General features: G+C 68.5%; 20 protein-coding genes. 12 read left to right on the top strand and 8 right to left on the bottom strand.

Annotated elements, in window-relative coordinates; translation table 11 throughout:
• The first annotated feature begins 117 nt into the window (after window positions 1–117).
• A complete protein-coding gene (locus BLT73_RS06270) occupies window positions 118–627 on the top strand; it encodes a phosphatase PAP2 family protein (RefSeq protein ID WP_245727113.1) in 510 nt (169 codons plus the stop codon).
• Between the two features lie 130 nt (window positions 628–757).
• Here BLT73_RS06270 and BLT73_RS06265 read toward each other — a convergent pair whose 3' ends face one another.
• The 6 genes from BLT73_RS06265 to BLT73_RS06240 all read right to left on the bottom strand — a co-directional run bounded on the left by BLT73_RS06265 (window position 758) and on the right by BLT73_RS06240 (window position 5,665).
• Window positions 758–1,471: a gamma-glutamylcyclotransferase gene (locus BLT73_RS06265; protein ID WP_176804955.1), complete on the bottom strand. Its 714-nt coding sequence runs from the start codon at window positions 1,469–1,471 to the stop codon at window positions 758–760.
• Window positions 1,464–3,431: a DNA topoisomerase IV subunit B gene (gene parE / locus BLT73_RS06260; RefSeq protein ID WP_090521824.1), complete on the bottom strand. Its 1,968-nt coding sequence runs from the start codon at window positions 3,429–3,431 to the stop codon at window positions 1,464–1,466. The genes BLT73_RS06265 and parE overlap by 8 nt, the downstream gene beginning before the upstream one ends.
• A 97-nt stretch (window positions 3,432–3,528) precedes the next feature.
• Entirely contained in the window at window positions 3,529–3,909 is a 381-nt protein-coding gene (locus tag BLT73_RS06255) for a type II toxin-antitoxin system death-on-curing family toxin (protein ID WP_090521822.1), read from the bottom strand.
• Window positions 3,910–3,912: 3 nt separating this feature from the next.
• Window positions 3,913–4,161 carry a type II toxin-antitoxin system Phd/YefM family antitoxin gene (locus tag BLT73_RS06250; RefSeq protein ID WP_090521820.1) on the bottom strand — a complete coding sequence of 83 codons (249 nt, stop codon included), beginning with the start codon at window positions 4,159–4,161 and terminating at the stop codon, window positions 3,913–3,915.
• A 107-nt stretch (window positions 4,162–4,268) separates the two neighbouring features.
• Window positions 4,269–5,333, bottom strand: a complete 1,065-nt coding sequence (locus tag BLT73_RS06245; protein WP_090521818.1) for a quinone-dependent dihydroorotate dehydrogenase — start codon at window positions 5,331–5,333, stop codon at window positions 4,269–4,271.
• Window positions 5,330–5,665: a DUF952 domain-containing protein gene (locus BLT73_RS06240; RefSeq protein WP_090521816.1), complete on the bottom strand. Its 336-nt coding sequence runs from the start codon at window positions 5,663–5,665 to the stop codon at window positions 5,330–5,332. The genes BLT73_RS06245 and BLT73_RS06240 overlap by 4 nt, the downstream gene beginning before the upstream one ends.
• Before the next feature lie 160 nt (window positions 5,666–5,825).
• Here BLT73_RS06240 and BLT73_RS06235 point away from each other — a divergent pair, with 160 nt between their 5' ends.
• Window positions 5,826–7,610, top strand: coding sequence for a bifunctional metallophosphatase/5'-nucleotidase (locus BLT73_RS06235; protein WP_176804953.1), 1,785 nt, complete (start codon window positions 5,826–5,828; stop codon window positions 7,608–7,610).
• Between the two features lie 31 nt (window positions 7,611–7,641).
• Here BLT73_RS06235 and BLT73_RS06230 read toward each other — a convergent pair whose 3' ends face one another.
• Complete coding sequence (locus tag BLT73_RS06230) at window positions 7,642–8,445, bottom strand: Hint domain-containing protein (protein ID WP_176804950.1); 804 nt, start codon at window positions 8,443–8,445, stop codon at window positions 7,642–7,644.
• A 492-nt stretch (window positions 8,446–8,937) separates the two neighbouring features.
• Here BLT73_RS06230 and BLT73_RS06225 point away from each other — a divergent pair, with 492 nt between their 5' ends.
• The 8 genes from BLT73_RS06225 to ftsY all read left to right on the top strand — a co-directional run bounded on the left by BLT73_RS06225 (window position 8,938) and on the right by ftsY (window position 16,114).
• Window positions 8,938–9,627, top strand: a complete 690-nt coding sequence (locus BLT73_RS06225) for a metal-dependent hydrolase (RefSeq protein WP_090521813.1) — start codon at window positions 8,938–8,940, stop codon at window positions 9,625–9,627.
• A 121-nt stretch (window positions 9,628–9,748) separates the two neighbouring features.
• Window positions 9,749–10,036 (top strand): Asp-tRNA(Asn)/Glu-tRNA(Gln) amidotransferase subunit GatC, encoded by a 288-nt coding sequence (gene gatC / locus BLT73_RS06220; RefSeq protein ID WP_090521811.1) that lies wholly within the window; start codon window positions 9,749–9,751, stop codon window positions 10,034–10,036.
• Window positions 10,033–11,514 (top strand): Asp-tRNA(Asn)/Glu-tRNA(Gln) amidotransferase subunit GatA, encoded by a 1,482-nt coding sequence (gene gatA, locus BLT73_RS06215; protein ID WP_090521809.1) that lies wholly within the window; start codon window positions 10,033–10,035, stop codon window positions 11,512–11,514. The genes gatC and gatA overlap by 4 nt, the downstream gene beginning before the upstream one ends.
• Before the next feature lie 30 nt (window positions 11,515–11,544).
• Window positions 11,545–12,258 (top strand): hypothetical protein, encoded by a 714-nt coding sequence (locus BLT73_RS06210; RefSeq protein ID WP_090521807.1) that lies wholly within the window; start codon window positions 11,545–11,547, stop codon window positions 12,256–12,258.
• 68 nt (window positions 12,259–12,326) lie between these two features.
• Window positions 12,327–12,989, top strand: coding sequence for an N-acetylmuramoyl-L-alanine amidase (locus tag BLT73_RS06205; RefSeq protein ID WP_090521805.1), 663 nt, complete (start codon window positions 12,327–12,329; stop codon window positions 12,987–12,989).
• Between the two features lie 133 nt (window positions 12,990–13,122).
• The gene (locus BLT73_RS06200; protein WP_090521803.1) at window positions 13,123–14,499 is read left to right on the top strand and encodes an MATE family efflux transporter; all 1,377 of its coding nucleotides are present in this window, start codon (window positions 13,123–13,125) and stop codon (window positions 14,497–14,499) included.
• Between the two features lie 30 nt (window positions 14,500–14,529).
• Window positions 14,530–14,766, top strand: coding sequence for an Lrp/AsnC ligand binding domain-containing protein (locus tag BLT73_RS06195; RefSeq protein ID WP_090521801.1), 237 nt, complete (start codon window positions 14,530–14,532; stop codon window positions 14,764–14,766).
• A gap of 88 nt (window positions 14,767–14,854) precedes the next feature.
• On the top strand, window positions 14,855–16,114 hold the full coding sequence (gene ftsY, locus BLT73_RS06190) for a signal recognition particle-docking protein FtsY (RefSeq protein WP_090521953.1): 1,260 nt from the start codon (window positions 14,855–14,857) through the stop codon (window positions 16,112–16,114).
• A 317-nt stretch (window positions 16,115–16,431) separates the two neighbouring features.
• Here ftsY and hrpB read toward each other — a convergent pair whose 3' ends face one another.
• On the bottom strand, window positions 16,432–18,834 hold the full coding sequence (hrpB, locus tag BLT73_RS06185) for an ATP-dependent helicase HrpB (protein WP_090521799.1): 2,403 nt from the start codon (window positions 18,832–18,834) through the stop codon (window positions 16,432–16,434).
• Window positions 18,835–18,959: 125 nt separating this feature from the next.
• Between hrpB and BLT73_RS06180 the strand changes: the two genes are divergently transcribed.
• Window positions 18,960–20,339 carry a YcjX family GTP-binding protein gene (locus tag BLT73_RS06180; RefSeq protein WP_090521797.1) on the top strand — a complete coding sequence of 460 codons (1,380 nt, stop codon included), beginning with the start codon at window positions 18,960–18,962 and terminating at the stop codon, window positions 20,337–20,339.
• Complete coding sequence (locus tag BLT73_RS06175) at window positions 20,336–21,493, top strand: YcjF family protein (protein WP_090521795.1); 1,158 nt, start codon at window positions 20,336–20,338, stop codon at window positions 21,491–21,493. The genes BLT73_RS06180 and BLT73_RS06175 overlap by 4 nt, the downstream gene beginning before the upstream one ends.
• Window positions 21,494–21,520: the final 27 nt, after the last annotated feature.

Below are 21,520 nucleotides of genomic sequence, written 5' to 3'. Positions count from 1 at the left end.
GGTCCCTGATCTGACGCGGTTTGCCGAGAGCACACGGCCATTCGGTGACGCGCTGGCTGCCAATGTCCGGTTGGTCACGCGTCCCGGCCCCTGCCGGGCGCGGCGCAGGCGGGGCGCGTGACCCGGCGCGGCCGGGTGACGGGCTGTGTTCTGGCTCTGGCGGTGTCGGCGCCGCTTCATGCCGAACCTGCGGAGCGGTTTGGCACGGCGATGAAATACGGCCTGCCGCTTGCCGCAGCAATCTGCGCCCATCGCGATCACCGGCTGGAGGATCTGGCGCTGCGCGGCGTGGTTCAGGCCGGGATCGTCTGGGGGCTGAAGCATGCGCTCGATGGACAGCCGATATCGCGCCGACCGAGCGGTGAGGGGCTGGGGTTTCCATCCGGGCACAGCGCGGCGGCGTTCTTCGGCGCGTCGGATCTGGCCGGCAAATGTTTCGAGGATGATCCGGCCGCAGGGGTCGCCGGCTACGCGGCGGCAGGCGTGACGGGGTGGAGCCGGGTCCATGCCGGGCAGCACACGCCGCAACAGGTCTGGGCCGGGTCGCTGATCGGCTTCAGCATCGGGGCGGCGAGCTTCGGGATCGGCGGCGAGGATGTGCGGTTCAGCGTCGGGATGCGGTTCTGAATCGGCCTGGCGGCAGATATTGCGCGCGCGGCATCAAGGTCTCAGCTTCGGTATCGCGAAGGCCAAAAGCGCGTCGCTTTACGCCGCAGGCCGCCGTCTGCCTCACGGGACAACACCCGCAGGCTCGGTCTCAGCCCGCGTCGATCTCCCGCGCCACACGGGCCTGCAGATCCCAGATATAGGCGTCGTAGATCCCGGCCTCCGCCAAGCCCTGCGCGGTGCGCAGCAGATATTCGCAGCCCGATCCGGCTGCCCCGTTGGCCCGCGCAAGCCTCCGCGCCTGCGCCTCCATCGGCAGGACCGTGGCATCCACATCCACCGGATCGGCATAGAAGGTCAGCGCCTCGCTGCGGCCGCGCTCGGTCTCCACCTCGATCCAGCGGTAATTCGCGGCCAGCTCATGCGCCACCAGTTCACGCTTCAGGATCGACCGCAGGGAGCAGCACTCGGCCTCGGGCGCGACATCCAGGATCAGCCCCTCGCAGTGCCCGCCCGAGGCGAGCGCCAGCATCAGCCCCGGCTCCTCCGGCGTGCCGCGGAAATGATCCAGCGGGATGCTGAATTGCCGGTGCCAGCCGATGGCCGTCGCGCGGCGCCGCGCCGCCACCGTGAAATCCGGATTCCAGATCAGCGAGCCATAAGCAAAAACCGGGATCGGGCGGGGCCGGCCTGCGGTGATCGTCGCGGCCAGCCGGTCCAGATCATCGTCTTCCAGCAGCCGCCATTCGTCCTTGTATCGCGGTCCGTCCACGACCCGCGTCGCACGGCGGACATGCGCCTCGGTCAGTTGCAGCGGGGGGATGGTGGGCGACGCATCGCGGCGTGGTGACGCCCGCTCAGACATCCAGCCCTTCATCCTCGACGAAACGGGCGTTTTCCTGGATGAATTGGAACCGCAGTTCGGGCTTCTTGCCCATCAGCCGCTCCACCAGATCTCCGGTCTCGCCCGCCGCATCCTCGTCGATGGACACGCGGATCAGCTTGCGGCTGGCCGGGTTCATCGTCGTGTCCTTCAGATCCTTGGCGTCCATCTCGCCCAGCCCCTTGAAGCGCTGCACGTCGATCTTGCCGCGCCCGCCAAGCCCCTGCGCCATCAGCCGGTCCTTCTCTGCATCATCGGCGACATAGACCCGTTCCGCCCCCTGCGTCAGCCGGTAAAGCGGCGGGCAGGCCAGATAGAGATGCCCCTTGTCGATCAGCGGCCGCATCTGCGCGAAGAAGAACGTCATCAGCAGGCTGGCAATATGGGCGCCGTCCACATCCGCATCGGTCATGATGATGATCTTGTCATAGCGCAGATCATCGATGTTGAATTTCGTGCCCATCCCGACGCCGAGCGCCTGGCAGAGATCGCTGATCTCCTGGTTCGAGCCGAGCTTGCCCGAGGCCGCACCCAGCACGTTCAGGATCTTGCCCTTCAGCGGCAGAAGCGCCTGGGTGGTGCGGTCGCGCGCCTGCTTGGCCGAGCCGCCGGCGCTGTCGCCCTCGACGATGAAAATCTCGGTGCCGGCACGGTTCTTGGCCGTGCAATCGACCAGCTTGCCGGGCAGGCGCAGCTTCTGCGTCGCGGTCTTGCGCTGCGTTTCCTTTTCCTGACGCCGGCGCAGCCGTTCCTCCGCCCGCAGGATCAGGAAATCGAGGATCGCGCCCGCCGATTTCGGATCGCTCGCCAGCCAGTTGTCGAAATGGTCGCGCACCGCGCTTTCCACCAGCCGCTGCGCCTCGGTCGTGGCCAGCCGGTCCTTGGTCTGGCCGACGAATTCCGGCTCGCGGATGAAGCAGGACACAAGCGCGCAGCCGCCCGTGATCAGATCCTCGCGGGTGATCTGGGCGGCCTTCCTGTTATTGGCCAACTCGCCATAGGCGCGGACGCCTTTCAGGATCGCGGCCCAGAACCCGGCCTCATGCGTGCCGCCCTCGGGCGTGGGCACGGTGTTGCAATAGGACTGGATGAACCCGTCGCGCGACGGCGTCCAGTTGATCGCCCAATCGACCTTGCCGGGCACGCCGAAGCGTTCCTTGAAATCGACATTGCCGGAGAAGGGGCGGTCGGCATAGGTGGTGACGCCATCCAGCGTCTCGCTCAGGTAATCGGCCAGACCGCCGGGAAAGTGGAAGGTCGCATCGGTCGGTGTCTCGCCATCGTCAATGGCCGATTTCCAGCGGATCTCGACGCCCGAGAACAGATAGGCCTTGGACTTCACCATCTTCAGCAGCCGCGCGGGCTTGAACCGGTGATGGCCGAAGATCTCCTCGTCGGCGTGGAAGGTCACGGTGGTGCCGCGCCGGTTCGGCGCGGCGCCGATCTTTTCCGCCGGGCCCTGCGGAATGCCGCGAGAGAAACTCTGCTCGAACAGCTCCTTGTTGCGCGCCACCTGCACCACCAGCCGGTCGGACAGCGCATTGACCACCGAGGCCCCCACGCCGTGCAGCCCGCCCGAGGTCTGATAGGCATCGCCCGAGAACTTGCCGCCCGCATGCAGCGTGCACAGGATCACTTCGAGCGCGGATTTGCCGGGGAATTTCGGATGCGGATCGATGGGGATGCCGCGGCCATTATCGCGGATGGTGACGCTGTAATCCGCGTGCAGCTCGACCTCGATGCGGCTGGCATGGCCCGCCACCGCCTCGTCCATGGAGTTGTCGAGGATCTCGGCCACCAGGTGATGCAGCGCCCGCTCATCGGTGCCGCCGATATACATGCCGGGGCGCTTGCGCACCGGCTCCAGCCCCTCCAGCACCTCGATGGAGGCGGCGGAATAGCTGGTATCCTCCGTCGTGGTCGGAAAGAGATCGTCGGCCATGCTCTGCTCGCTTCTTGATTTCCGCGGTTATCTCATGAAGCGGGGCAGATGGGCAAGGCCTTGTGGCCGGGCGCGGCGTGGCCGCAACCGGTGGGGGTCAGGGATGGTCGCGCAGCCAGTCCGCCAGATCGGCATCGTCAATCTTGCCCTGCGCGAGGGCGATGATTTTCTGGCCGGTGACCTCCGGCTCAACCCGCGGTGCACGCGCGCCGTTCAGTTCTAGCACGACCTGCATCACGCGATAGGCGGTGCGCTTGTTCGCGTCGTTGAAGCAATGCCCCTGCGCGATCGCCATAGCATAGGCGGCTGCAAGCCCGAAGACATCGCCGATCATGCCGTAGGCCAGCCGGTTTTCGACCCGCGCCAGGGCGCCCGAAAGAGACTTGTCGCGCGCCAGGCCGGACAGTTCGCCGTCGTTCAGGACGAGGTCATGGATCGACTCGACGATCTCGGCCGAAGGAAGCAGCCATTCCGTCATCGGTCACTTGTCGCGCAGGTAATCCAGAACCGGCTGCGCCTCCGCCTGGGTGCGGCGCAATGCGTCGGCCACCTCATCCCGCGTCATGCAGCGATGTGGCTGCGTCTCGGTTGCCTCTTCCGGCACCAGATATCCCACGAGCTGCGAGTTCTTCAGGATCGCCACCGGCTTTCCCCCCGAGCGTTCGAGCACCTTATGCGGTTCGCGCAACTCGGTCATGGTGCAGATATGGTTGGTCAGCAGGCGGGTCATGGCGGATCCTTTCGATTATATATCAGAATATACATTCTGCCGGATATTTCAACGGTCATCGCGCTGCGCTCGGTGGATAGGGTCGGGCATCACCGCTATATGATGCCTCAGTCGAGCCAGTCCTCGACGCCTGTCCCGGTCAGCTCCGACAGGTTCGCCAGACCTTCCTCCTCCGCCCGCGCATCCAGGCCCCGCGCGATCTCGGCGGCCAGCGAGAAGCCGGAATAGATCAGCGCCGAGTAGATCTGCACCGCCGAGGCGCCGGCGCGCAGCTTCTGCCACGCATCCTCGACGCTGCCGATCCCGCCCACGCCGATCAGCGGGATCTGCCCGCCGGTGAGGTGATGGAGCCGCGCCAGAACCCGCGTCGCGCGCGAGAAGAGCGGTTGCCCCGACAGACCGCCGGCCTCCTGCGCCTGCGGATCGGACAGGCCGTCGCGCGACAGGGTGGTGTTGGTGGCGATGATCGCGTCGATGCCCACGCGCATCGCGACATTGGCAATATCGGCCAGCCCGGCCTCGTCCAGGTCCGGCGCGATCTTGAGAAAGACCGGTCGCCGCGCGGGCAGGGCGTCCCGCGCCGCAATGACGCCCGACAGAAGCGCGCTCAGCGCCTCGGCGCCTTGCAGATCGCGCAGCCGTTCGGTGTTGGGCGATGACACGTTGACGGTCAGGAAATCCGCTGTGCTGCCAGCCGCGCGGACCACCGCGGCGAAATCCGCGGCGCGGTCGGCGCTGTCCTTGTTGGCGCCGATATTCAGCCCGACCGGGACGCCCGGGCCCCGCGTCGCCAGACGGGCGGCGATGGCCTCGGCACCGTCATTGTTGAAGCCGAAGCGGTTGATGATCGCGCGATCCGCGCTCAGCCGGAACAGGCGCGGTTTCGGATTGCCGGGCTGCGGACGCGGCGTTGCCGCGCCGCATTCGATGAAGCCGAACCCGGCCCGCATTAGCGGCCCGACCGCGCGGGCATTCTTGTCATACCCCGCCGCCAGCCCGACCGGGTTGGGCAGGTCCAGCCCGGCCAGCCGGGTGCGCAGCCGGGCGGAGGTGACCGGCGCGCCGGGCAGCGGCACCACCCCCAGCGACAGCGCGCGGATCGACAGGTCATGCGCCCGTTCCGGGTCAAGCCGGTGCAGGGCCGCAAGCCCAATCCGTTCGAGCGCGGTCATGCCAGCTCTCCGATCTCGTGGCCGTCCGGGCCGAGGGGCAGGGGGCGCTGCCAGATCACCTCATTCCGCCGCAGCGCGCGGTAGAGATGCGGGAACAGCACGCCGCCGCGCGACGGCTCCCACCGCAACTCGCTCCCCAGCATCTCCGCATCGCAGGCCAGCAGGCTCAGCCCGTCCTCGCCGGCGAAATGCTTCTCCAGCGTGCCGCGCAGCGTCTCGGCGGTGGAGAAATGGATATAGCCATCCGCCAAATCGACCGGCGCGCCCGATGTCGATCCGTCGCGTTCAAGCTGCTGCCATTCCGGCCCGCGAAATATCTTGTAAATCATCATGCCGCGTATTTCCGCGCTTGCCGTGCCGGGGTCAAGTGCCGTGGCGTCACGGCAGCGTCGCAAAACCGCGCTATGCGATGAACGTTTGACGCGTCACCGCCGTCGCGCCAATCTGTCAGTAATATGACAACAGAATGACACGCATTTCGGGGAGAATTCGATGTCCACGTCCCGCCTGATGGCCTCGGTTGCCGCAATCGCCCTGACGGGCAGCGCCGCGCAGGCCGATACCGTGCTGCATATCTTGCACACCAACGATTTCCACAGCCGGATCGAATCGATCAACAAATACGATTCGACCTGCGACGCCGAGACCGAGGAGGCCGGCGAGTGTTTTGGCGGGACGGCGCGGCTGGCCACCAAGATCGCCGAGCTGCGCGCGGAGTTCGAGGCGGCGGGGGAGCCGGTGCTGCTGCTTGATGGCGGCGACCAGTTCCAGGGCAGCCTGTTCTACTCCACCTACAAGGGCGAGGCGGCGGCGGAGTTCATGAACCGTCTCGGCTATGACGCGATGGCGGTGGGCAACCACGAATTCGACGATGGCCCGGAAGCGGTGTCGGCGCTGATCGACCGGGCGGAGTTCCCGGTGCTGTCGGCCAATATCGACGCCAGCCAGTCCAATATCCTGGCCGACAAGCTGACCGGGTCCGCCGTGGTCGAGGTCGGTGGAGAGCGGATCGGGATCGTCGGCGGCACCACCATCGACACGCCGGAGATCAGCTCTCCCGGCGAGGCGCTGATCTTCCAGTCGCATGTGGACGGCATTGCCGCAGACGTGGCCGAGATGACCGAGCAGGGCATCGACAAGATCATCGCCGTGACCCATATCGGTTTCCAGGGCGAGCAGGAGGTGCTGGCCAATGTGGACGGGCTGGATGCGCTTGTCGGCGGGCATTCCAACACCTTCCTGTCGAATACCGACGATTCCGCCGACGGCCCCTATCCGTTCATGGTCGCCAGCCCTGACGGCACCGAGGTGCCGCTGGTGCAGGCCTATGCGTATGGCAAGTATCTCGGCCATCTGAAACTGACCTTCGATGATGCAGGCAAGGTCATCGCTGCCGAGGGCGAGCCGATCCTGATCGACGCCTCCATCGAGCCCGACCCGGAGGTGCTGGCCCGGATCCAGGAACTCGGCGCCCCGATCGAGGAGTTGAAGAACCGGATCGTGGCGGAAACCGGATCGCCCATCGGCGCCGACCGCGCCGATTGCCGGGCGAAGGAATGCGTGATGGGCTCGCTGGTGGCCGATGCCATGCTGGACCGGGTCCGCGACCAGGGCGTGCAGATCGCCATCCAGAATGGCGGCGGGCTGCGCGCCTCGATCGATGCCGGCCCGATCTCGATGGGCGAGGTGATCTCGGTGCTGCCGTTCCAGAACACGCTCGCCACCTTCTGGCTGACCGGCGAAGATGTGATCGCCGCGCTGGAAAACGGTGCCAGCCAGATCGAGGAAGGCGCGGGCCGGTTCTCGCAGGTGGCGGGGCTGAAATACAGCGTCGATCCGTCCGCCGAGCCCGGCAGCCGGATCAGCGACGTGCAGGTGATGACCGACGGAGAATGGGGCCCGATCGAGCCGGGCCGCGATTATGGCGTGGTGTCGAACAACTACATGCGCACCGGCGGCGACGGCTATACCGTGTTCGACACGAACGGGATGCGCGCCTATGATTTCGGCCCGGACCTGGCGGATGTGCTGGCGGAGTACCTGGCCCAGCAGGGGCCGGATTTCGCGCCCGCCACGGATGGGCGGATCACCGTGATCGGCGAGGCCGGGGCCGCGGATGCCGCGCCGGCGGAGGCGTCGGACGATGAGGCCGCGGCGGCGGACGATGCCGCATCTGATGAAGCCGCGATGGATGACGCCGCATCGGGCGATGCCGCAACGGATGAAGCTGCCACCGACGATGCGGCAACGGATGAGGCCGCCCCCGCCGCGGAATAAGCGCGCTACGGCCCATTTACAGCCCCCGGATTCAGGCAGGGATCCGGGGGTCTTTCGTCTCTGCCGCGCTGAACAGCGGCGCGCCTGTCCGGCGATGGGCCTGCGCGATGTCGCGGCCTTGGCGCCCGGCGAGGAAGGGGCGCGCGCCGGGCCTGATCTCCGCGCCCGGCGCGATGAGGTGCGGATACAGCGCCGCGATTTCCTGCCGGGCCTGCGGGCTGAGCGATAACATCGCCTGCGGCCCGGTATAGAGCGACTCGCTCCAGCAGCCATTGGACCGGACGATCTCGTGCCGGTCGAAGAGCAGATGATGATAGGCGACGCCGTCCGGCGGGTCGTGCTGCCGGACGCCGCGCAAGCTGCACAGATGCAGCGCCGCCACCAGCACCTCGGCCGCGCCGCAGTGCCGCGCGGCAAGGGCGGACCGCAGCAGCACCCGATGTTGCGGCGACACGAACAGATCCCGCGCGGGCAGGCCGGGGCCGAGCGCACCGGCGCGGATCCGCACCGGGCGCAGATGCGGGGCCAGGCGCAGATGCTGCGCGCTCAGCATCCGCCGCCCGGCCCAGCAGAGCGGCCGCACCCCGCGGTCGCGCGTCACCACCAGATCGCCCGCCCGCAGCGTCTCCACCGGGCGCGGCCCGCGTGCAGTGTCGATCAGCGTGCCGGCGACGAAGCAGGGGGTCTTGAGGTAGCTTGTCGGGATCTCGGTGGCTGGGAGATAGTAGGAGCTACTGGTCGCTATTCCGACCTGTTTATAGGACTTCGTTGGATCGAAGGGCTGCGTATCATCAGGGTCGGAAGGGAAAACAAAGACAGTCCGGTAGTCGTTCAAGATATCGGGCCCCTGTTTATTTGTTGTGGCCGTTCCCGCGATCAGGACTACATAACTCTTTTGCGTCGTGGGATCTTTGATTTTAGATCCATTCGGCATTTTGAAACTCAGTACCGTTCCCTCGGGAAGGTCAGTCTCCCCGATTGTCGCGTCAACAAGAAGTCGCTGGCCCAGAGGGTGCGATTTAATAACCTGCTTGAAGCGATTTCCGTCTGCGTCCAGATAGATCTCCGTCTCGCTGGCATCGGCGAAGGAGATCTCACTCTCATTATAGAAAGGCGGACGCCCATCCGCGGTATTCACCCGGTCATCGAACGTATAGGCCAGTATCCGATAGGCCATCTCTGCGCCTCCTTCACCCTGCGTCACCGGAATGAGAATCGGATTTTGGTTAAGATGCGATTAATCGGGCTTGCCCCCGCCGCGGGCGGTTCCGGTTGCGGGCGGGGGGTGCTAGCCTTCCCCGCGACACTGCAGTGACAGGAGGAACTGATGCGACTGACCTGGCTCGGCCATGCAAGCTGGCGACTGGAGACCGAGACCGCCGTGATCCTGATCGATCCCTGGCTGACCGATAACCCGGTCTTCCCGGCCGAGAAGCGGCAGGAGGCGGTGAAGGGTGCCACCCATATCCTCATCACCCACGGCCATTTCGACCACGCCTCCGAAACCGTGGATCTGGCGAAGGAGCTGGGCATTCCCGTGGCCGGGATCTTCGATCTGATGGGCTATTGGGAGCAGCGCCACGGGATCGAGGTGATCGGCTTCAACAAGGGCGGCACGGTCGATCTGGGCGGCGCGAAGGTGACGATGGTCAATGCCACGCATTCCTCCTCGATGGCGGGCGATCATGGCGCGCCGGTGTATGCCGGTCACGAATCGGGCTACATGATCGAGGGCGACGGAAAGACGCTGTATTTCTCGGGCGACACCGACATTATGGCGGACATGGAATGGATGGGGGATCTGCACAAGCCGTCCATCGGGCTGCTCTGCGTGGGCGGGCATTTCACCATGGACCCGGCGCGGGCCGCCTATGCCGCGAAACGCTGGTTCGATTTCGACACGGTGATCTGTTCGCATTACCTGACCTTCGATTTCCTCAAGCCCGACCTGGCGCCGCTGAAATCGCTGGACGCGAAGCTGGTCGAGCCGAAGGTGATGGCGCCGTTCGAGGTCTGAGCGATGCGCCGGCCCCCTCCGTCCGGCGCAGGCTGCGGGCGTGCCGGCGGCGGCGCGCGGGCCATGCTTGCGACCGGGGCGCGGGGGCGGTAAACGCGGCGCGAGAGCGAAGGGAAAACTCATGTCGATCACTGAAGACGAGGCGCGCAAGGTCGCCCATCTCGCCCGGATCGCGGTGGAAGACGCGCATCTTCCCGCCCTGGCGGCGGAGCTGAACTCCATCCTGCATTTCATGGAACAGCTGAGCGAGGTGGATGTGAAGGGCGTCGAGCCGATGACCGGGGTGACGCCGATGCGGCTGAAGCGGCGCGAGGATGTCGTCACCGATGGCGGCCATCCCGAGAAGGTGCTGGCCAACGCGCCGGATGCCCGCCAAGGCTTCTTTGCCGTGCCGAAGGTGGTGGAATGAGCGATCTGAACCAGTTGACCATCGCCGAGGCGCGCGACGCGATGCGCGCCGGCAAGATGTCGTCCCAGGAGCTGACCGAAGCCTGCCTGACCGCCATCGAGGGCGCGGGCGCGCTGAATGCCTTCGTCCATGACAGCGCCGATCTGGCGCGCGAGATGGCCCGCGCCGCCGATCAGCGCATCCGGGCGGGCGACGGGGCGGCGATGACAGGCATCCCGCTGGGCGTGAAGGATCTGTTCTGCACGCGCGGTGTGACCACCCAGGCCGCCAGCCGCATCCTGGAAGGCTTCACCCCGCAATATGAATCCACCGTGACCCAGAATCTCTGGGATGCGGGGGCGGTGATGCTGGGCAAGCTGAACATGGACGAATTCGCCATGGGCTCGTCCAACGAAACCAGCGTTTACGGCAAGTCGGTCAATCCGTGGAAGGTCGATGACCGCGAACTGACGCCGGGCGGGTCGTCGGGCGGCTCGGCCGCGGCGGTGGCCGCCGATCTGTGTCTGGCGGCGACCGGGACGGATACCGGCGGCTCGATCCGCCAGCCCGCCGCCTTCACCGGCACGGTGGGGCTGAAACCCACCTATGGCCGGGTCAGCCGCTGGGGGACCATCGCCTTCGCCTCCTCGCTGGATCAGGCCGGGCCGATGACCAAGACGGTGCGCGATGCGGCGATCATGCTGGGCGCGATGGCCTCGGTCGATGACAAGGATTCGACCTGCGCCGAGATCCCGGTGCCGGATTTCGAGGCGGCGCTGACCGGCGACATTCGCGGCAAGAAGATCGGCATTCCGCGCGAATACCGCATGGACGGGCTGTCCGATGAAATCGATGCGTTGTGGCAGAAGGGCGCAGACATGCTGCGCGACGCGGGCGCCGAGATCGTGGAGATCTCGCTGCCGCACACGAAATACGCGCTGCCGGCCTATTACGTCATCGCCCCGGCCGAGGCCTCGTCGAACCTGGCCCGCTATGACGGGGTGCGCTACGGCCGCCGCGCCACGCTCGGGCAGGGCGACGGCATTGTCGAAATGTATGAAAAGACCCGCGCCGAAGGCTTCGGGGCCGAGGTGCAGCGCCGGGTGATGATCGGCACATATGTCCTCTCGGCCGGGTTCTACGACGCCTATTACAACCGCGCCCGCCGGGTCCGCGCGCTCATCAAGCGCGATTTCGATCAGGCCTATGCCGATGGAGTCGATGCGATCCTGACGCCCGCCACGCCGTCGGCGGCATTCGGGCTGGGCGACATGGCGCAAAAGGATCCGGTGGAGATGTATCTCAACGACGTGTTCACGGTGACGGTCAACCTGGCCGGCCTGCCGGGGATCTCGGTGCCGGTGGGGCTGGACGGGCAGGGCCTGCCGCTGGGGCTGCAACTGATCGGCCGCCCCTTCGAGGAGGGCGAACTGCTCAACCACGCCTATGTTCTTGAGCGCGCGGCAGGTTTTGCTTCCAAGCCCGCGCGGTGGTGGTAAGGTGGCCGTGTTATGGCAGGAGGGTTCACGATGAAGACGACGGTTGCGGTGATGTTGTGTGCCCTCGGGCTGGCGGGCTGCGCGGATCCGAAATACGGCATGACGGATGAGACCGCCTATGGCCGCTATCTGCTGGCGCGCGAGGCGGCGCTGATGGGCGAGAAACCGGTGCCGCAGATCGTGCCGCGCGCCCGGCCGTTCAAGGCCCCCACCGCCGAGGAGATCGAGGGCCCGACCTTCTGGGAGATCGTCGAGCGTGACACCGCGCGTCTGACCGCGCGCGGCACCACCGCCGCCACCGGCACGCCCACCTATGTCGAAACCTCGCGCGGCCAGCCCGATGTGCTGGCCCGCCCGGTGGCCGCTGATCCCGCCCCCCGCGTCGTGGTGCGCGGCGGCGGCGGCGGATATTACTATGACCCCGACACCGGCGAGCGGCTGGATTCGGCCTCGGTAGTGGTGCGCCCCGCGCCCGAACCGGTGGCCCGCGCCACCCAGACAGACGCGCTGGCGCGATATGCACTCAGCCAGCGTCACGCGCCCGGCACATCGGTCTATCCGCGCGATGGCGGCTCGGCCGAGGTCGCGGCCCGCGCCTGCGCGCGCTTCCCGAATGCGAATGCCGCGCAGCTCATGTTCATGACCGCGGGCGGGCCGGAGCTTGACCCCTACGGGGTGGACCCGGATGGGGACGGCTATGTCTGCGGCTGGGATCCGACGCCTTACCGCACCGCGCAGCTCTGATCCGCGCGGTGCCGCGCGGCTGCGGCGAGGGTGCGGATCTTGCATGAGATATTCGGGCCAAGTCACTGATGCGTGGTGAATTTCCCTCTCCCAATCACGGCGAGCGGCGCGGCGGGTTGCGCCCCTCGCTGATCGTCATCCATTACACGGGGATGCAGGATTGCGCCGCGGCGCGTGACCGGCTCTGCGATCCGGCGGCAGAGGTCAGCGCGCATTGGCTGATCGACGAGGATGGGCGGGCGGAGGCGCTCGTGCCCGAAGATCGCCGCGCCTGGCACGCCGGGGCGGGCGGCTGGCAGGGGCAGGGCGACGTGAACTCCCGCTCCATCGGGATCGAGCTGGTCAATCCCGGCACACGCCCCTTCGCCGCCGCGCAGATGGATGCGTTGGAGGAATTGCTGCGCGGGATCATGGCGCGGTGGCAGATCGGGCCTGACGGTGTGATCGGGCATTCCGACATGGCACCGGGGCGCAAATGCGATCCCGGCCCGCGTTTCGACTGGCCGCGCCTGGCGCGGCAAGGTCTGGCACTGCATCCGCAAATTCGGGGCGAAGATGTCCCTTTGGCGGACAGCCTGATCGCCATCGGCTACCCGGAGGCCGAGCCAGCCGACCGGCTGGCCGCATTCCGGCTGCGGTTCCGGCCCGGCGCATCGGGGGCGGAGACCGAAACCGACCGCCGCATCGCCGCCGCGGCGGCCGATCTGTTCGCAAGCCATCGCGGCGCGTAACCCGCCGTGAAAACGCCGCGTCTCCGCCGACGTGAGGCCGGGCGATCCGGGCCCATGGCAGCGGTTTTGCACCCGGCCCGATCCCGCGCCGCGCCCCCTTGCCCCGGCTTGCGGCAGTCGCTAAGCGCGGATCATGGATTTCGCCCGCTACCGCCCCCATCTCGCCGCGACCTTGTCGCTCGGCCTTCCGCTTGTCGGCGGGCATCTGGCGCGCATGGGCATCAACATCACCGACACGGTGATGATCGGGCAATACGGGGTGGTGGAGCTGGCGGCACTCGTGCTGGCGACATCGGTGCTGTTCATCCTCATCATGCTCGGCTCTGGCTTCGGGATCGGGGTGATGGGGCTTCTGGCCACCGCGAATGCCCGCGATGACACGACCGAGGTGCGCCGCGCGACCCGCATGGCGCTGTGGTGGTCGGCGATCCACGCCGTGCTGATCATGCCGCTTCTGTGGTATTCCGGCCCGATCCTGCTGGCGCTCGGCCAGGGGGACGAGATCTCGGCTTTGGCCCAGCAATATCTGCGCATCGCCGGTTGGGGTGCGGGCGCGGTGCTGTGGTCGATGGTGCTGAACTCCTATCTCGCGGCGATGGAGCGCACGCAGGTGGTGCTGTGGCTGACCGTGGCCGGCATCCCGCTGAACGTGCTGATGAACTGGATCTTCATCTTCGGCAATCTCGGCGCGCCGGAGCTGGGGGTGCGCGGTGCCGCCATCGCCTCGATCATCACGCAATATACCGCACTCGGCGCGATCCTCGCCTATGCGCTGTGGCTGCCCGAGGCCCGCCCGATCCGGCTGATGCAGCGCTTCTGGCGGCCGGATGGTCCGGCCTTCCGCGCCATCTTCGTGCTGGGCCTGCCGGTCGGGCTGACGCTGGTGGCCGAGGTGGGGATGTTCGTCGGCACCAATCTCATGATGGGCTGGTTCGGCGCGCGCGAGCTGGCCGCGCATGGCATCGCCCTGCAACTCGCCTCCATCGCCTTCATGTTCCATCTGGGCATGTCGAATGCCGGCACCATCCGGGCCGGACGCGCGCGGGGGCTGGGAGATCCGCAGATGCTGCGCGATGCGGGCGCGACGGTGATCTGGCTGTCGGTGGGCTTCGCGCTGCTGACCGGGGTGATTTTCGTCTTCCTGCCCGAGCCGATGATCGCGCTTTATCTCAAGCCCGGCGACCCGGACGCGCCGGCGATCATGCAGATCGCGGTGTCGCTGATGTTCTGGGCGGCGCTGTTCCAGCTTGTCGATGCGTTGCAGGTGCAGGGGCTTGGCCTGCTGCGCGGGGTGCAGGACACGCGCGTCCCGATGTGGCTGGCCGCGATCAGCTATTGGCTGATCGGTCTGCCGGCGGCGTGGCTGTTTGCATTTCCGCTGGGCTTCGGCCCCAAGGGGCTGTGGATCGGGCTGATGGCGGGGCTGGCCACGGCCTCGGTGCTGATGCTGCGCCGCTTCTATGGCGGGCTGGCGCGCGGGGACTGGACCCGTGAGCCGCCTGCGCGGTAATCTTTCCCCCAAGCTGAACAGGAGCCAGCCATGCGTCCCGTCTTCGTGCAATTCCGCTGCGTGCCCGGCCAGACCTACGCGGTGGCCGACGCCATCTATGAGCGCGAGATCGTGTCGGAACTGTATTCCACCTCCGGCGATTACGACCTGATGGCCAAGGTCTATATCCCCGAGGACGAGGATGTCGGCCACTATCTGAGCGAGAATCTGTTCGGCATTGACGGCATCATGCGCACGCTGACCACGATGACCTTCAAGGCCTTCTGAACCGGCGCGCGCCGCCTGTCCGGCCGCGCCCCTTTTCCTTTGCCCGGCGACGGCTTAGGGTCCGGGTCGAATTGTCAGGATGGGCCGCATGTCGTTTTTCTCCAAGCTGCGCGAGCGGCTGACCAAATCCTCCTCGAAGATCGGGCAGGGGCTCGACGATCTGGTAGGCGAGGGCACGCCGGGCGATGATCCCGCCGCCGATGATGCGCCGCCGCGTGCGGCACAGGCTGCGCCCGCCGCCCCGGAACCGCCCGCGCCGCCCGCCCCGGCGCCCGCGGCACCGCCATCCCCGCCGCAACCCGCTCCTGATGCCGCCCCGGCGTCGCCGACCGCGCGCAGCAATCTGCCCGCACCGCCTGAGGCTGCGGCGCCGTCCCCGACCGCTCCGCAGCCCGCATCTGCGCCGCGCCCGATGCCGATCCCGCAGCCCGCGCCTCCCGCCGCCGCCGATCCGGCACCCGCCCGTCCCGGCCTGATGGGGCGGCTGTTCGGCACGAAACCAGCCGCCCCGGCCGAGCCGCGCCGCGAGCTTGACGACGACATGCTGGAGGAACTGGAGGATACGCTCGTCGCCGCCGATATGGGGGTGGATACCGCGCTGCGCGTCACCGCCAATATCGCCGAAGGCCGGATGGGCCGCCGCGTCTCCGCGACCGAGTTGAAGACCCTGCTGGCGGGCGAAATCACCCGGATCATGACCCCGGTGGCCCAACCATTGCCGCTCTATCCGAAGACCCCGCAGGTGGTGCTGGTGGTTGGGGTGAACGGCTCGGGCAAGACCACGACCATCGGCAAGCTGGCCAGCCAGTTCCGCGCCGCGGGCAAGAATGTGGTGATCGCGGCGGGCGACACGTTCCGCGCCGCGGCGGTCGAGCAGTTGCAGGTCTGGGGGCAGCGGGCGGGCGTGCCGGTGATGACCGCGCCAGAAGGCTCGGACCCGGCAAGCCTCGCCTTCGACGCCATGACGCGGGCCGAGGCCGAAGGCGCGGACCTGCTGATGATCGACACGGCGGGCCGGTTGCAGAACCGCGCCGATCTGATGGAGGAGCTGGCCAAGATCGTCCGCGTGATCCGCAAGAAAGATCCCTCCGCGCCGCATAACACCCTGCTGGTGCTGGACGCGACGACCGGGCAGAACGCGCTGTCGCAGGTGGAGACGTTCCGCAAGCTGGCCGATGTGTCGGGGCTGGTGATGACCAAGCTCGACGGCACGGCGCGGGGCGGGGTTCTGGTGGCGCTTGCCGACAAGTTCGGCCTGCCCATCCATGCGATCGGCGTGGGCGAGCAGATCGACGATCTCGACGCCTTCGAGCCCGAGGATTTCGCGCGCGCGCTCGTGGGGCTGTAGGGCGGCGCAGCTTCCGGCGTCTGGATCAAGCCCCGAACACAGGCTTCACGCCTGCCGAAATGCCCGGCCCCGGAACAAGGCGCGGCACGCGCCGCCGGGCCAGCGGCCGACCGCCCCCCAGGGCGGCCACTCACATAGCCCTGCGAACAGGGCCTGCCACTGCCGGACCGGAAAAATGCGTCATCTGTCAGTCAGCAGAGCGGAGGGCAGCGCCCGGCCCGAGGGTGGGCGAGAAGCGCCCGCCCTGGGGGGCGGGTCGGGCGCTGCCCGGTGTGGCCGCCGGGCGGGATGGCTGTGCCGCCGCGCCTCGGGTTCAGTCACCGCCCGCGCGGCTTGGCCCGCAGCGTCGGGTCGGCCTCGGTCGGATCCTCGGGCCAGGGATGCTTGGGATAGCGCCCGCGCATCTCCTTGCGCACCTCGGCATAGGAACCGGCCCAGAACCCCGGCAGATCGGTGGTCACCGCGATGGGTTTCTGCCCCGGCGACAGCAGGGTGATGCGCAGCGCCTGCCCCCCGACCACCGGATGGGTGGTGACACCGAACAACTCCTGCAGGCGCAGCGAGATGGAGGGCGTTTCGGCGTCGTAATCAATCGGCACCTGACGGCCAAGGGGCGTGGTGAAATGCGCCGGTGCCAGAAGGTTCAGCGCCTGCTGCCCCTCCCATCCGAGCAGGTTCAGCAGCGGCTGGGTCAGATCGAGCCCGCGCAGATCGCCGCGATGGCGCACCCGCCCGAGAAACGGCATCAGCCAATCTCCATCCGCCAGCAAGGCCGCGTCCGAGACATCCGGCCCGTCCTGCAACAGCGCGATTCGCGCCCTCAGACGCGCGGCCTTCGCCGTCCAGAACAGCCCCTCGGCCCGGACCCCGTCCCATGCCGCCTGCGCGATTGCGCCCTCATCCGGCGCATCCAGATTGCGCTCCGACAGCGTGAGCGCCCCCAGCCTCTCGCGCAGCCGGGCCAGGATGCGGCCCTGCCTTGCGTCCCATTCCACCGCCTCCACCGTCTCGATCCGGTCCGCGAACAGCGCGCGCAACTCCGCCTCGCTGACCGGCAGCGCCAGACGGATGCGCGATTCGCGTCCCGCCCCGTCCAGATCGGTCACCACGATCAGCCGTTCCGCTGCCAGCGTGTCGCCCTCCGCCAGAACCGCGCCGCGCCCGCCGGAGAGCAGATAGCGCGGCTGCTCCCCCGCCCGCCGCAGCCCGATCCGGTCGGGATAGGCGTGTGCGGCCATCGCGCCCGGTGACATCTCGGGGCGGTCGCGCACCATCCGCCGCAGCCGCCCGGCCTCCTGCCGCACCCGCTCCAACGCGCCGCGCGCCTTGTCGTGCCGCGCGGGGTCCCGCAGCGCGCGCAGCCGCAGCGCCAGATCCGCGCCTGCGTCACGCAGCGGATCACGATCCCCGATCAGCGCCGCGAGTTCCGCTGCCTGCCGCCCTGCCACCGCCAGCATATGGGCGAGGCGCGGATGAACCGGCAGCGCGGCAAGCGCCCGGCCATGCGCGGTGATCCGATCCTGCGCATCAAGCGCCCCCAGATCGCGCAGCAAGGCTCGCGCCTCACCCATCGCAGCGTCTGGCGGCGGGGTCAGAAAGGCCAGATCGGACCCGTCACTGCCCCAATTCGCCAGTTCCAGCGCCAGCCCGCTCAGATCCGCCACCGCGATCTCGGGCGGGGCGAATTCGGGCAAAGCGCCTTCTTCGGCCCGCGCCCACATGCGGTAGCTGATCCCCGGCGCCACCCGACCCGCGCGGCCCCGGCGCTGTTCGGCCTCGGCGCGGCTGACGCGTTCCGTCACCAGCCGCGACATGCCGGTGCCGGGATCGAAGCGCGCCCGCCGCGCGCGGCCGCCATCCACCACCACCCGCACGCCGGGAATGGTCAGCGAGGTTTCCGCAATTGCCGTGGCCAGCACGATGCGCCGCACCGCACCGGGCGGGGACAGCGCCGCGCGCTGCGCCTTGAAATCCATGGCCCCGTAAAGCGGCACGATCTCCACCGGCAGATCGGCGAGGCGCGCCGCGACGCGCCGGATCTCGCCCTCGCCGGGCAGGAAGGCCAGGATGGTGCCGCCGGGATCGTCGCGCGTCTCGGCCTCGGCCTCGGCGATCAGACGCGCGGCCTCCAGATCGAACCGCGCCTGCGCGGGCAAAGGGCGTGGCAGATAGCGCGTCTCGACCGGGAAAGCGCGGCCCAAGCTCTCGATCACCGGCGCATCGTCCAGCAACGCCGCGACCGGCCCCGCATCCAGCGTCGCCGACATCACCAGCAGCGCCAGATCGTCCCGCAGCGCGCCGCGCGATTCCCAGACGAGCGCAAGGCCCAGATCGGCATTCAGGCTGCGCTCGTGGAACTCGTCGAAGATGACGCAGCCCACGCCCTCCAGCGACGGGTCCGATTGCAGCATCCGGGTCAGAATGCCTTCGGTCACCACCTCGATGCGCCGCCCCGGCACCGCCTCGCCGCGGATGCGGAACCCCACATCCTCGCCCGGCCGCTGCCCCAGCCCCTCGGCCAGCCGCTCGGCGGCGGCGCGCGCGGCCAGTCGGCGCGGCTCCAGCATCACGATCCGGCCGCCGATCCGATCCATCAGCGCCAGCGGCACCCGCGTCGTCTTGCCGGCGCCGGGGGGCGCCACCAGCACGGCGCGGCCATGATCCGCCATCGCGCGGCACAGCGCAGGCAGGGCGTCGTCAATGGGCAAACGGTCCGGCATGGCCCGCCTTATCGCCCGTCACGCAGGGCGCGGCCAGCGGGAAATGCTTGAACCGGGCGACTTCGCGCCCGATATGAAACCCTGCGCCGGGGCAAGGGGTTATCCCGGAAACATATGGCGGGCAGATGGGATTATCCGATTTCACTGACGGGCTGATGCGCGGCATCGGCATGGGCGATCCGGTGATCCGGCTGGGCGTGACGGGCCTCAGTCGGGCGGGCAAGACCGTGTTCATCACCTCGCTCGTCGCCAATCTGATGGATCGCGGCCGGATGACCGCGCTGCGCGCCGCCGCCGACGGCTCGATCAAGGCCGCCTGGCTGCAACCCCAGCCCGACGACACCGTGCCGCGATTCGAGTTCGAGCGGCATCTGGCCGCCCTGACCGGGCCGCAGCCGTATTGGCCCGAGGGCACGCGCCATATCTCGCAGCTTCGCCTGTCGCTGCGCGTGCAGCCGCGCGGCATGCTGGGCGGCTTGCGCGGCCAGCAGACCGTGCATCTCGACATCGTGGATTATCCCGGCGAATGGTTGCTGGATCTGCGCCTTATGGAGCGCAGCTTCGACGACTGGTCGCAGGAGGTGATGACGCGCATGACCGGCCGCCCCGGCGCGCCGGATTATCTCGCCGCGCTCAACGAGGTGGATCTCTCCGCGAAATTCAGCGAGGCGACGGCGCAGCGCCTCGCCGCCAGCTACACCGCGCATCTGAACGCCGCGCGCGAGGCCGGTTTTTCCGATTGCACGCCGGGGCGCTTCATCCTGCCCGGAGAGATGGCGGGATCGCCCGCGCTGACCTTCGCGCCGCTGCCGCCATCGGATGGGAAATCGCCGCTGCGCCGGGAATTCGCCCGCCGCTATGACGCCTACAAGTCGCGCATCGTGAAGCCGTTCTTCCGCGATCACTTCGCCCGGATCGACCGCCAGGTGGTGCTGGCCGATGTGCTGGGCGCGATCCATGCCGGGCCGCAGGCGCTCGAGGATCTGCGCCGGGCGATGGCCGACATCCTGTCCGCCTTCAACCCCGGCCGCGCGGGCTGGCTGGCGCAGTTGCTCGGGCTGCGCCGGGTGGACCGGATCCTGTTCGCCGCGACTAAGGCCGACCATCTGCACCATTCCCAGCATCAGCGCCTGACCCATATCGTCACCGCGCTGTTGCGCGAGGCCCGCGACCGCGCCGATTTCGCCGGTGCCCGGACCGAGGCGATGGCGATTGCCGCACTGCGCGCCACGACAGAAGACGTCATCAAGCAGGATGGCGAGGAACTGCCCGCCGTGCGCGGCACGCTGATGGACGGGCGGCGCGCGGCCTTTTATCCCGGTGAGCTGCCCGAGGATCCGGCCGCGCTGCTGACACCGGCGCGGCAGGGGCAAAGCGAATGGCTGGATGGCGATTACGCGGTGATGAATTTCCGCCCCGCCGCCGACACGGCACGACCCGGTGACGGCCCGCCCCATATAAGGCTGGACCGCGCCGCCGAATTCCTGATCGGAGATCGCCTGTGAGTGAGAAACGCCGCCCCGGCCCCGTGCTGATCGAACTGGGCGACACGGCGCAGGGCAGCGCCGCGCCCGGCCCGGACTCGCAGCGCGGCGAGGGTGATCGGAACGCATCCGCCCGTCGCGGCGCGCGGGAAAAGGACCGCACCGGCGATCAGCCCCACGCAAACCCCGCCGATGCGCCCCCGATCGAGGACGCGCCCGTCGCCATGCCGCGCCCCCGCACGATGGAGCTGGTGACCCGGCTGGCCGGGCGCGGCCCGTCGCCGCTGACCCGGTTCTTCGTCAATACCGGGGCCGCGCTGCTGACCTTCCTGCTGTCGGTGGCGGCGCTGAACTATATCGCCGCGCTGCTGGATCGCTGGCCGGTGCTGGGCTGGATCGGGGTCGGGCTGTTCGCGCTGTTCACGGTCGCGGTGCTGGCGATGGCCTGGCGCGAATACCGCGCCTGGGGCCGCTTCGCCCAGATCGACCAGATCCATCGCGAGGCGGGGCTGGCGCTGTCGAAATCCGATCTCACGGGCGCGCGCGAGGTGGTGCGCCAGCTCGACCGGATCTATGCCGGGCGGCGCGAGGCCGAATGGGGCCGGGCCAATCTGGCCGAGCGCGGGCCGGACGCGCTCGATGCGCAGACCCTGCTGACGCTGGCCGAGACCCAGCTTCTCGCCCCGCTCGATCAGGAGGCGCGGCGCGAGATCGAGGCCGCGACACGGACCGTGGCCACGGCCACCGCGCTGATCCCGCTGACCTTCGCGGATGTGGCGGCGGCGCTTCTGGCCAATCTGCGGATGATCCGGCGCATGGCCGAGATCTATGGCGGGCGGGCCGGGGCGGTCGGCGGCTGGCGGCTGGCGCGCACGGTGATGACCCATCTGATCGCCACCGGCGCGGTGGCGGCGGGCGACGACCTGATCCACACCGTCGCAGGCGGCGGGCTGCTGGCCAAGCTGTCGCGGCGTTTCGGCGAAGGCGTGGTGAACGGGGCGCTGACCGCGCGCGTCGGCATCGCCGCGATGGAGGTGTGCCGCCCGCTGCCCTTCATCGCCCAGCCCCGGCCCCGCGTCGGCAATCTGGTCTCGCGCGGGTTGGCCGGCCTGTTCGGCGCCGGAAAGGACGATCCAGTCGCCGCCATCGCGCGCGATTCCGACGCGAAGGGCTGAGCCTTCCCCTTGAACCGGCGTCACCGC

The sequence above is a fragment of the Paracoccus isoporae genome (assembly GCF_900101865.1).
Taxonomy (GTDB): Bacteria; Pseudomonadota; Alphaproteobacteria; order Rhodobacterales; family Rhodobacteraceae; genus Paracoccus; species Paracoccus isoporae.
Note: the sequence above shows the minus strand (reverse complement) of the source record. Positions and strands in the feature narration are given on the sequence as shown.